The sequence below is a fragment of the Blautia sp. MSJ-36 genome (assembly GCF_018917985.1).
Taxonomy (GTDB): domain Bacteria; phylum Bacillota; class Clostridia; order Lachnospirales; family Lachnospiraceae; genus Blautia_A.
Genome location: NZ_JAHLPQ010000019.1, coordinates 1 through 12,197, shown reverse-complemented (window position 1 = coordinate 12,197; position 12,197 = coordinate 1). Strand labels below are relative to the sequence as shown.

Here is a 12,197-nt window from a genome sequence, read left to right as displayed (position 1 = left end):
AAGCAGTAAAACGAACGAATTGTAAATATACAAAAAATCCTGAGAATCCTATGTGAAATATAAACATAGAAATTCTCAGGATTTTTATTTGACTGGATACTATTTCTCTGACCGTCGGTTTGCCGCGTCCGCATACGCCGCACGGATTGCCTTCCGTACAGGAAGTACGCAAGCCGGCACAACGGAAAGTCCGTCCACACCCATCTGGATAAATTTCTCTGTGAGATTGGAATCAGCTGCCAGCTCCCCGCATATGTAAACATTACATCCAGATTTATGTCCGGCTTCTGTCACCATACGGATCATCTTTACAAGTGCGGGATGATGGTCGTTGTATTTATTCTTAAGAAGAAGATTCTGCCTGTCCATAGCCAGGGTATACTGGGTCAGGTCATTGGTTCCGAGACTTAAGAAATCCACACGTTTTCCCAGTTCTTCACTGATCATAACTGCAGCCGGTGTCTCGATCATGATTCCGGTACGGATATTTTTGTAGGGAATGTTCTTCTCATCCAGGCCTTTTTTGACCTCCTGGATCAGCTTCTCGATCTCATCCAGTTCTTCCTCCGACGTGATCATCGGATACATCAGACTGATATTTCCATAGGCACTTGCACGGTAAATGGCACGAAGCTGGGCCTTGAACATTTTTTTCCGGTCAAGGCAGAGACGGATACCGCGGTTTCCCATCATAGGATTGACTTCATCCGGGATGGCCATATATTCTGCCTGCCGGTCTGCACCCAGATCTACGGTACGGATCACAACCGGACGGCCTTCCATATCCTCCGCTACCTTCTTATAAGCACGGAACAGTTCGTTCTCTCTTGGATAATTTTCTCTTCCAAGATACTGAAATTCACTTCGAAGGAGACCGATGCCTGTAGCTCCGTAATAAAGAACCGTATTCAGGTCATCCAGATTTCCGATGTTGGCCAGAAGTTTTATCTGTTTTCCATCGGCTGTGATATCCTCCTGATTACGAAGTCTTAAGAGTTCTTCCCGTTCTTCCATATCTGCCCTGTGACGGATCTCATATTCTTTCAGAAGTTCCGGTTCCGGATCAATATACAGAGTTCCTGTATATCCATCTACAATGGCCATATGACCGTCCCATTCCTTCTGTATCTCCACTTCCACCAGTGTAGGCACTGCCATGGATTTCGCCATGATCGATACATGGGAAATGATCGATCCCTGATGCATGACTACCGCCAGAAGGCTTGATTTATTCATCTCCAGCAGTTCATTTGGGGAAAGCTGCTCTGCTGCAAGGATCACCGGCTCATCTCCCAGGTTGATCCGCGCATGGGAACCACCCATGGCGCCGATCAGAAGTTCGGAGATCTCCCGGATATTTTCGATCTGTTCCTTGACAGCCTCGTCCTCCAGCTTGCGGAACACATTGGCAAGCTCGTCTCTGGTCGTCTGAACCGCATAAGCCGCACTGACCTTTTCTGTTGTGATCATGCTTTCTACGGCCCGCTGAAAACTGCCTCCGCTTAAGAGCTTCAGCTGACGCTTCAATGTCAGCTCCTGCTCTTTTGGGAGAGGTGCTCCGTTTTTATACATATGCTGGATCTGGGTCTTTACTGATGTCCTTGCATGGTCCAGACGATCCAGCTCCTTTTTTACATTGTCTACCATAGACTGACGGATCTGGTATTCGCCCCTGTGGTAATACAGTATTTTTCCAATGGCTATTCCGGAAAAAGCAGATGTGCCTTTGTATATTTCCACCTGAAAAACCCCCTTACTGGTCTGTCCGCCTTAATCGCAGGCAGCTTTAAATTCTGTCCAGATCTTATTGTATTCCTGCTCTGCTTCCTGGCTTACGTTCTGCACGATCTCACCCTTGGTCACATCATCCGGTACGACCAGGTTCGCATCTACCAGATCATCTGCTGCCTTGTTTGTATTATAATAACCTACAGAATTGATGCACTTTGCAGTTACTTCCGGCTGCAGGATATAATTGATAAATTCATTGGCGGCCTCCGCATTCGGTGCTTCACTTGGGATAAAGGTTCCAAGAATACCAAATCCAAGACCCTCTTCCGGATAAACCACCTTCAGATCCGGGTTATCCTTCAGTGCCTGTGTTACCTGGGATGTGTAAAGAAATGCCACACTTGCTTCTCCGTTGAGCAGGGCATTCTGTGTATTGTCATCCTGGATCATGCGGATATTCGGCGCAAGCTCTTTCAGCTTCTCACCGGTCTTGGCGATCACGTCCACATCCTCTTCATTCATGCTCTCACCCATGGAAAGCTGTGTGATTCCGGCAATTACACGGTAATTTCCGATGATCGCCACGCTGTCTTTCAGGGATTCATCCCAGAGATCTTTGTATCCTTTGATGTCGATATCTACCTGATCCGGATCATAAACGATCAGCGGGATTCCTGCACCGTATGGTACGGTGTACTCGTCATCCGGATCATAAAACTGTCCCTGGAAAAGCGGATTGATGTTTCCGAAATTGGTAACAGTATCCTTGTCGATCTTCTGGACAAGTCCTTCTTTTACCGCACTGTCGATAATGTAATCATCTGCAATTACCACATCGTAATCGCCGCCTTTTGCCTGGGAAAGTTTCTCAAGCATAGTCTCATCGGTATCAAAGTTAGAGTAAACAACCTTGGTTCCTGTTTCTTTTTCAAAATCATCCAGCACTTCCTGCGGAACCATTCCGTCCCATGTGTAAAGTACCAGTTCATCTTTATCCTTTGCACTGACGCTGACACCTGTTACCATAGATGCTCCAAGTGCCGCACATAACATGATCGCTGCTGCTTTTTTTGCTTTCATAGAACCTCCTTCATGTCTCTCTCTGGCGTCTTGTTATTTTGCTTTTACCTTGGTCCAAAGCTCTGCGAATTTCTGCTTGATCTTTGGCTTCTGGTATCCGAAGATTTCATTCTTTGGGTTGTCGATCTGCGGAATATAGGAAGCAATTCCCTCATAAGTTCCGTTTTTCATCTCCTCGAACGCACTCTTTACAGTAGAAGTATATCCTACTTCTTCGGTATTGGAAAGAGCATTTTCATCATCCAGCATAAAATTGATGAACTCATGAGCCAGATCTACCTCATTACAGTCCTTGGTGATGACCATCGCATCATACCAGGTATTGGTTCCCTGCTTTGGAGTGTAATAATCAAGATCCGGATTCTCACTGATGATATAAGAAGCGTCACCGGAATAAACCACTGCCATTGCTTTGTTTCCGGAAATCATATTATCGATCACATCATCTCCTGCATAGATCGGATCCATGGTGTCACGCTGGTTGATCAGCCATTCATAAGCTTCCTGAATCTCACCCAGATCTGTGGTATTCATGGAGTATCCAAGTGCTTTCAGGGCGATCATAAAGGAATCTCGTTCGGAATCGTACATGTAAAGATTTCCTTTATATTTCTCATCGGTAAGAACATTCCAGCCCTCTCTATCCAGATCTTCCTGTGATACTACATTCTTATTGTAAAGGATTCCCACGGTTCCCCAGAAATACGGACAGGAATAGCGGTTGCCCGGATCATAGTCCTTGTTCTGTACTTCAGGAAGAAGATTCTTCTTATTCGGAATCTTTTTCCAGTCAATAGACTGAAGGTATTCTTCCTTGATCAGCCTCTCGATCATATAATCAGAAGGTACCAGAACATCGTAGGTCTCACCGCTGGCAAGTTTTGTATACATCATCTCGTTGGACTCAAACGTCTCATAGACAATGGTACAGTTGTACTGTTTTTCAAATTTGTCGATCAGGCTCAGATCCATATATTCACCGGCATTATATACACGAAGTACATGGCTTCCCTGGCTTACAAGCGTCCATTTTCCAAAAACGACCACCAGGATCACAGCCGTAACTGCTGCCACGATCTTTCTTGTTCTCGGATTCATCTTCTTTACTGTAGAATCCTGAAGCTTCGGCAGTATCAGATTTGCAAACAGCAGCACCAGGACGATTACCACGATCACGATCGTTGACAGTGCATTGATCGTCGGATTGATACGCTTCGTCATATTATATACAACGATGGAGATATTTTTTACTCCGTTTCCTGAAACAAAGTAGGAAATTACGAAATCGTCAAAGGACATGGTAAATGCCAGAAGCGCTCCCGCAAAAATTCCCTCTTTGATCATAGGCACGATAACTTTTGTAAGGGCCTGATATGGCGTTGCACCAAGATCCATCGCCGCATTGGCCAGGTTAGGGTCCAGGTTTCGCACCTTCGGATATACACTGGTAATTACATAAGGCGTACAGAACGCGATATGTGCCAGCAGCATGGTCAGATAACCTTTCGTCATTCCCAGAGAAGAAAACAGAAGCATCAGACCGATAGCTGTTACGATCTCCGGGTTCAGGATCGGAAAGTTATTGATGGTAAGTACCAGTTCCTTCAGTACTTTTCTGGATTTGGAAAGGCCGATGGCTGTAATAGTTCCCAGCACTGTGGAAATAATTGTTGCCAGGATTGCCACTGTAACAGAAACATAAACTGCCTTGCTGATCTCCATGTTGTTGATCAGCTCCCCGTACCAGCGCAGGGAAAATCCTGTAAATCTGGTCAGGGACTTGGACGAGTTAAAGGAAAAAATCATAGTCACAAGGATCGGCAGGTAAAAAAATGCCAGACACAGCACTACATATAATTTTGAAAATATGGTATTTTTTCTTTTCATCTCCTGCCTCCTTTAATCGTCCTGGGTGTCCATCTTCTTCATCAGGCTCATAAAGATCAGGATGATCACTGCCAGGATCAGAGAGATGGCACTTCCAAAGTTCCAGTCACCTACGGAAATAAACTGTGACTCGATCAGGTTACCGATCAGCATGTACTGACCGCCGCCAAGAAGCTTCGGAATAACGAAAGTTGAGATGGACAGAAGGAATACCATCATAACACCATTGACCACACCTGGCATGGAAAGCTTCCAGGTGACTTTCCAGAAGGTCTGGAATGGATTGGCCCCAAGGTCATTGGCCGCCTCGATCAGTGATTTATCCATTTTACTTAAAGAAGTATGGATCGGAATGATCATAAACGGCATGAAGTTACAGACAAGGCCCACAATAACCGAAAAATCTGTATACATCATGGTGATCGGTGAAATTCCCAGCATTTTCAGAAGGTTGTTCACCAGACCATTGTCTGAAAGAATATTCATCCATGCATAAGTACGAAGGAGCATGTTGATCCACATGGGGATCGTAACCATAAGGATGAGAAAACTCTGCACCTTCTCGGAGTATTTGGAAATAATATATGCCAGCGGATATCCGCACACAAGACAGATCAATGTGGTCAGGATACCCAGGCGAAAAGATTTCAAAATAACACTTAAATAAGTAGTTTCCAGGAATTTTGCAAAATTCGCCCATGTAAAATGTAAAGTCAGAACTTCATTTCCATCTGAGGTAAACGCATAAAGTACGATCAGGATCAGTGGTACCACGATCAGGATCGAAGCCCAGATGATGTACGGCTTGATCAGATGTTTGAACTGTTTCATTAGTATCCTCCCATTCTGCACATAACATGGATATCCTCAGGACCAAACTTCAGTCCTACTTCTCGTCCCACTTCCGCATAATCGGTAGTGTGCACCATGTATGTGCGAAGCTCCGTCTCGATCAGGATCTCATAATGAACACCTTTGAACGTAATGTTCCGTACAGTTCCTCTGATCTTGGCCTGATCCGGTTCCACAATATCCAGATCCTCCGGACGGAGAACCACTTCAATGGCTTCGTTGTCCTCAAATCCCTTATCCACACATTCAAACTGGAAACCATCAAACTCTACCAGGAAATCTTTGATCATCGTTCCTTCTATAATATTGGATTCTCCGATAAAACCTGCCACAAAACGGTTTTCCGGCTCATTGTAGATGTCTGTCGGGCTTCCGATCTGCTGGATCTCACCGTTGTTCATAACAACTACGGTATCGGACATGGAGAGAGCCTCTTCCTGGTCATGGGTAACATAGATGAAAGTGATTCCTACTTCTCTCTGGATCTTTTTCAGCTCGATCTGCATCTGTTTACGGATCTTGGCATCCAGAGCTCCAAGAGGCTCATCCAGAAGAAGGACTTTCGGCTCATTGACAAGAGCTCTGGCAATGGCAACTCGCTGCTGCTGACCGCCGGAAAGAAGGGTGACGTCTCTTTTTTCGAAACCTTCCAGACCTACCATCTTCAGCATTCTTTTGACTTTCTGCTCAATGACAGTTTTATCTACTTTTTTCAGATTCAGGCCGAAACCGATATTGTCCATAACATTAAGATGTGGAAACAGCGCATATTTCTGGAATACCGTATTGATCTCCCTTTTATATGGAGGAAGCTTGGAGATCTCAATGCCGTTAAACAGCACCTCTCCACCGCTTGGTTCCTCAAATCCTGCGATGATCCTCAAGGTTGTTGTTTTTCCACAGCCGCTGGGTCCCAGAAGCGTAAGGAATTCGTTTTCGTGGATATCCAGGTTGATTCCCCGGAGCACCTGCTGGTCATCAAAATTTTTTGTGAGATTTTTTAACTCGATCAGTTTATTGCTCATCTCTCTTATTCCCCTTCCCGCGTTTTCCCATGATCAGATACACGGCCAGCACAAGGAGGATCACTCCCAGCATCATAGTACAAAGTGCATTGATCTCCGGCGTAACGCCTGTTTTCATCTGTGTGTAAACTTTTATCGGCAGCGTGGATACACGCGGACCGGTCACAAAAATGCTGATCACCACATCATCCATGGACATGGCAAAAGCCAGCAGAGAGCCGGATATGACAGCCGGCATGATCAGAGGCAGGGTAATGTCCCAGAATGCCCGGAAAGAACCGGCGCCAAGATCTCTGGCTGCCTCTTCCAGGGACGGGTCCATTCCCACAAGCCGTGCTTTTACTTCCATTAAAATATAGGGCACGCAGAAAACCGTGTGTCCGATCAGAAGTGTCAGCATTCCAAATGGCAGGTTCAGCATATAGAAAAATGCCATCAGTACCATTCCCAGAATGATCTCCGGGATCATCAGAGGCAGAATGGAAATGTACTCCATCACCCCTTTTGTTTTCCAGTGGATCCTGGAAAGTCCTACAGCCCCCAGCGTTCCGATCACTGCAGATACCCCGCAACTGGATATAGCCAGAATCAGGCTGTTTTTCAATGCCTGGATCAGATCTCTGTCATGAAACAGTTCCTGATACCATTTCAGGGAAAATCCGGTAAAACGCACCGGAAGTCTTGCTTCATTAAACGAAAATACCACTACCACGCCAATGGGCAGATACATAAGGAAAAACAGGATTCCCAGGTACAGTCCTGAAAGTTTTGAGTTCTTTTTCATCCGATTCCCTCCAGTTCCTTCACATTGGTGATCTTCCTGTACAGTACGATCATCAGAGTGGTCAGTATCATCAATACCACGGCCAATGCCGCGGCAAAGGGCCAGTTATTGCCTCTTGTCATCTGCTCCTGGATCAGGCTTCCAACCAGTACGATCTTGTTTCCGCCCAGGATATCCGCAATAAAAAACAGGCCCATAGACGGAATAAAAGTAAGGATCACTCCGGAAAGAAGTCCCGGTAAAGTCAGCTTAAAAGTGACGCTCCAGAATGCTTTCCATCTGCTGGCTCCCAGATCTCTGGCTGCCTCCACCAGTGACCAGTCCAGCTTTTCCGCACTGGAATATACGGACAGTGCCATAAACGGCAACAATACATAGATCATACCGATCACAATGGCAGGATAGCTGTACAAAATTTTTAAAGGCTCCTGGATAATACCAAATTTCATCAACAGATAGTTCAGTAGTCCCTTTTTCTGGAGAATGATGATCCAGCCGTACAGACGGATCAGAGAATTCACCCAGAAAGGCAGCATCAGGAACAACATGGCAAGCTTCTTTTTTCCCTCGGAAAGTTTTGCCATAAAATATCCGAAAGGATAACCCACCAGGCAGATGATCAGGGTACTTGTAATGGCAAGGCGAAAGGATCCTGTAAAAGTCTGCAGATATACGGGCTCCAGGATCTGTTTGTAATTATCCAGAGTAAATTTCCAGTTCACACCATAGCCGCCGTCTGCTGTGGAAAAACTCAATGCGATCACATACAGAAGGGGCAGCGCAACAAAGATCAGTGTGAAGAGATACAGCGGCAGGATCATCCATACGGAGCCTGCGCCGCGCTTACGCATTGGTGCCTCCCTGGTCCACCAGCACGGCATCTGTGGGAAGAAAACAGCAGCGCACCTTTTCTCCTACGCTGACGTTTGTATCAATGCCATAACGACTTGCCACGATTTCTTGCCCTTCCGAAGTTTTCAAAACAACACGGAGCTGACCGCCGGCGAAAGTTTTTTCAATGACTTCGGCATTTAAGCCATAGCAATCGTTATTTTCTTCAAAGCGAATATTTTCACTTCTTACCGCGATGGTGACCTTTTCTCCTTTTTGGGGCAGATATCCTTTATCAGATGTGGCTGTGGTGTTCATTGATACTTTTACTTTTCCGGCGTCAGTTCTTACTGTGATCAGTTTGGAAATATCGCCTGTTTCCTCTGTACCAATATTTTCCACAACACCGGTAAGGATATTTGCATTTCCTACAAATGTCGCCACATAACTGGTCTTCGGATGATTATAGATCTCATCCGGCGTCCCGATCTGCTCAAAGCGTCCGTGGTTCATCACAGCGATCGTATCAGACATGTTGATGGCTTCTTCCTGATCGTGGGTGATATAGATAAACGTGATCCCCAGCTTCTTCTGCAGGCGTTTCAGCTCGTGCTGCATGGCACGCCTCAACTGCAGATCCAGTGCACCAAGAGGTTCATCCAGAAGAAGGACTTCCGGATTGTTTACAAGTGCTCTGGCTATAGCTACACGCTGGCGTTGACCGCCGGAAAGTTCTGACGGCTTCCGCTTCTCAAATCCGGAAAGCTGAACCAGTTCCAGCATTTCTTTTACTCTTCTACTGATCTCCGCTTTCGGCGTTTTCTTCAGTTTCAGGCCATAGCCAATATTATCTGCTACATTCATGTGGGGAAAAAGTGCATAATTCTGGAACACGGTGTTCACATTTCGCTGGTTCGGTTCCAGGGATGTCACATCTTTTCCGTTTAAGAAAACCTGGCCGGAATCAGGCTGCTCCAGACCTGCGATGATCCGCAATGTAGTGGTTTTTCCACAGCCGGAAGATCCCAGCAAAGTGACAAATTCTCCTTTTTTTGCTGTAAGACAGATGCTTTCCAGGACGTCCTCCCCTTCCTGGAAGCTCTTTTTTATATTTTTCAGTTCTAATGAAATTTCGGACATTTAGTTCTCCTTTTATTTACTATGATACAGATATCCGTACCCCGTAGGGAACCTCCCTGATTCGGTTAATTACTCATTCTCATGAAAATTATCCTTTATATACTGACAATAAGTTTCTTTATTAAATACCGGTTTAAATTCCTGGCAGATTTTTTTTGCTTCTTTTGCCTGATCGCAGAGAAGGCGATACGTAGTCAGTGCCAGCAGTTTGGCTGGTTTGATATAGGCCAGTTCTTCATCTATGATCTGAAAATCTGCTCCATGGAGTTTTCCCTCAAATCCTCCGAACGTAAAATTCAACACTGGGAACAAATGGGTCATATCTCCCACATCCGTACAGGCATTGTTAAAATCTTCCGGTTTTGAGCACCGGTATGTCGCATCCAGAAGCTTTATGGATTCCTCCATCACTTTATCCGCGCCTCTGTGCAGGATCGGCATATATCCCTGAAGCGGTTCTCTTTCGATCGTACCACCAAAGGCATAGGCAGCTCCGTCATAGGCGCGGTCCATTTTTTCCTGTGTTGCACGGATCGCATCCAGGGAAGCCGCACGGACTTTTGTTTCGATTACCGCCTCGTCCGGAACCGCATTAATCACATCCCCGGCTTTTCGGATCACATTGTGAAGGCGCACATGGTCTTCCTCCCGAAAAGTTTCCCGCATCAACCCCATCATCTGAATGGCACTGGAAGTAATGCTTAAGGCATTCACTCCATCCCATGGATCGATGGCTGCGTGCGCGGCTTTTCCTCTTACTGTGACACGCTCTGCGGAAAATCCGTTGCATGCCGCATTTCCCAGGTAAAAATCTTCTTCTACCGGCATCATGTGCACGTGAGTTGTCATAATAATGTCAGAATGGTCAAATTCTCCAAGACGGATCAGCTCGCTTTTTCCGGATGCAGTAAAGCCGATTCCCTCTTTACGAAGCCGTGCACGTTTATCTGCATCGATGTATTCTTCCGCCGGAACGGCAAAAAAAGATACGGACCCAGACAGAGAGGCTTGAACCTCCTCATTGGTCAGTGCCAATGCTGCGCCGATCATGGCTGCAATCTGTGCGTGGTGTCCGCATGCATGTGCTGTCCCGTTAACGGGATCAGCCATCGGATGCGATTTACATCCGATAGCGTCTAGTTCTCCGATAATCGTAATATTTGGTCCGTCCTGTTCCATCCACTCAGCGCGAACCCCTGTGCGTGCAAGTCCCCCATGTACACGAAGTCCAAGGCCACGCAAAAAAGCCGCTACATGTGCGGCTGTTCTTTCCTCATAAAATCCCGGCTCCGGATGACTCTGGATATCCTTCGCAAAGGCTATGATCTCGTCTCTGTGTTCATCTATTGTCTGAATGATTTTTTCTTCAATATGATTCATCGCGTAACCTCCTTTTTTCGCAGGTTAAGCTATATGATAGCATAAAATTGTGGGTTTGGAAATAGGTATTTTTTGGAGATATTTCGCCACTCCGTCGTTTTCATTGGAGCCGATGACCCCAGTTGCCACAGCTTTCAGTTCATTTACTGCATTTTCCACTGCATAGGCTTCATCCGCTATTTCAAACATATCAATATCATTTTTTCCATCACCAAAAACAACTAATCTGTCACATTCCAGTTTTTGTTTTAACTGCAAAGCAGCCTGCGCTTTAGATGCTTTTTGCGGCATGATCTCCAGCCACTGCTCTCCTGTATAGATATCTTCCTGATAAACAACGTGATATTTATTTTTGTATTTATGATAAAATGGTTCCAGCTTCTCCGGCTTATCAATACATGTGATATAAAAAAGATTCCCATCCATCAGTTCCGATTCTGCGGTTACAATATTAGTGCGTTTGTCACCTCTTCGGCTGTTTAAAAAGGCCTGCATTCCGCTTGTTGCTTTTTCCGGTATATAAGAAAATTTTTCGATATTATTCTGATATGAATATATGATCGGATATATTTCGTGTGCAAAAAGATTTTTTAATACCTCATATACGTCCTCCTCAAAATAATTGGCAATGAGGATTTCCTCTGTGATATTATCTTTTACGAATGCACCGTTGTATATAATAAGAGGAAAATGTGTGTTAAGACCTTCTGTTACTTTTTTTGCTGTATTTAATGAACGGGCTGTTGCATAGGAAAATAACATGCCTGAAGAAGTTAACGCATTGATTGTTTTTATTGTATATGGGGATAAAGTTTCATTTTTTCGTAAAAGAGTTCCATCAAGATCTGATACGTATAATGTTTTCATAAATAAATCCTTTCGTTTTGCTGTGGACTGTGAATAGAAAAACTTTTTTCAGTTGACAGGGACATTGATGATAACGTATTTTTTTATTATAGCACAAAAAAAGTGGCTGTTTAAGCCACTTTCTTACGATTGTATATTCAAAACTACATACATGCTTTGTTGATGGTTAATCGTTTTATTGAATCAATTTTAACCTGCGTACCGATTCACCTTTTTTCACGGGCTCGCAGCTAAAGCTGCATTGCCTGTTTTGTAGGCTACTCCAGCGGGGGTCATCTCACGACTTCGTCGTTCGATGTCATTTGCTTCGCAAATGTTCAGGAATCATCATGAATGCCTCTCCACAAGCAAGCTTGTTCCGATTCATTCCTGCTGCTTCCTGCCCGCTTCCTCGGCTTAGTTGGTCAAGCCCTCACCCGATTAGTAACAGTCAGCTGCATGTGTTACCACACTTCCACCTCTGCCCTATCTACCTCGTCGTCTTCAAGGGGGTTTACTTCATAAGAATGGGATATCTCATCTTGAGGGGGGCTTCACGCTTAGATGCCTTCAGCGTTTATCCCTTCCGGACTTGGCTACCCGGCCATGGCTTTGGCAAGCCAACCGGTCCACCAGCGGTC

General features: G+C 45.2%; 10 protein-coding genes and 1 rRNA gene. All 11 read right to left on the bottom strand.

The genetic code is table 11. The features are described 5' to 3' along the window. Positions 1 to 99 precede the first annotated feature (99 nt). On the bottom strand, positions 100 to 1,740 hold the full coding sequence (ptsP, locus tag KQI39_RS12315) for a phosphoenolpyruvate--protein phosphotransferase (RefSeq protein ID WP_216418705.1): 1,641 nt from the start codon (positions 1,738 to 1,740) through the stop codon (positions 100 to 102). Positions 1,741 to 1,770: 30 nt separating this feature from the next. Continuing rightward, positions 1,771 to 2,811, bottom strand: a complete 1,041-nt coding sequence (locus KQI39_RS12310) for a polyamine ABC transporter substrate-binding protein (protein ID WP_215707275.1) — start codon at positions 2,809 to 2,811, stop codon at positions 1,771 to 1,773. Between the two features lie 33 nt (positions 2,812 to 2,844). Further along, positions 2,845 to 4,698 carry an extracellular solute-binding protein gene (locus tag KQI39_RS12305; protein ID WP_216418703.1) on the bottom strand — a complete coding sequence of 618 codons (1,854 nt, stop codon included), beginning with the start codon at positions 4,696 to 4,698 and terminating at the stop codon, positions 2,845 to 2,847. Positions 4,699 to 4,710: 12 nt separating this feature from the next. Further along, a complete protein-coding gene (locus KQI39_RS12300) occupies positions 4,711 to 5,529 on the bottom strand; it encodes an ABC transporter permease (protein ID WP_021976528.1) in 819 nt (272 codons plus the stop codon). Further along, positions 5,529 to 6,575 (bottom strand): spermidine/putrescine ABC transporter ATP-binding protein, encoded by a 1,047-nt coding sequence (gene potA, locus KQI39_RS12295; RefSeq protein ID WP_021976527.1) that lies wholly within the window; start codon positions 6,573 to 6,575, stop codon positions 5,529 to 5,531. The genes KQI39_RS12300 and potA overlap by 1 nt, the downstream gene beginning before the upstream one ends. Further along, the gene (locus KQI39_RS12290) at positions 6,565 to 7,359 is read right to left on the bottom strand and encodes an ABC transporter permease (protein WP_148448856.1); all 795 of its coding nucleotides are present in this window, start codon (positions 7,357 to 7,359) and stop codon (positions 6,565 to 6,567) included. Before KQI39_RS12290 ends, potA begins: the two co-directional genes overlap by 11 nt. Beyond that, positions 7,356 to 8,210, bottom strand: coding sequence for an ABC transporter permease (locus KQI39_RS12285; RefSeq protein ID WP_173772471.1), 855 nt, complete (start codon positions 8,208 to 8,210; stop codon positions 7,356 to 7,358). Before KQI39_RS12285 ends, KQI39_RS12290 begins: the two co-directional genes overlap by 4 nt. Further along, positions 8,203 to 9,330: an ABC transporter ATP-binding protein gene (locus KQI39_RS12280; RefSeq protein ID WP_216418701.1), complete on the bottom strand. Its 1,128-nt coding sequence runs from the start codon at positions 9,328 to 9,330 to the stop codon at positions 8,203 to 8,205. The genes KQI39_RS12285 and KQI39_RS12280 overlap by 8 nt, the downstream gene beginning before the upstream one ends. A 69-nt stretch (positions 9,331 to 9,399) precedes the next feature. Next, the gene (locus tag KQI39_RS12275) at positions 9,400 to 10,710 is read right to left on the bottom strand and encodes an amidohydrolase (RefSeq protein ID WP_216418699.1); all 1,311 of its coding nucleotides are present in this window, start codon (positions 10,708 to 10,710) and stop codon (positions 9,400 to 9,402) included. A gap of 24 nt (positions 10,711 to 10,734) precedes the next feature. Beyond that, positions 10,735 to 11,577, bottom strand: a complete 843-nt coding sequence (locus KQI39_RS12270; RefSeq protein WP_216418697.1) for an HAD family hydrolase — start codon at positions 11,575 to 11,577, stop codon at positions 10,735 to 10,737. A 400-nt stretch (positions 11,578 to 11,977) separates the two neighbouring features. Beyond that, positions 11,978 to 12,197 (bottom strand): 23S ribosomal RNA (locus KQI39_RS12265); the annotation flags it as partial.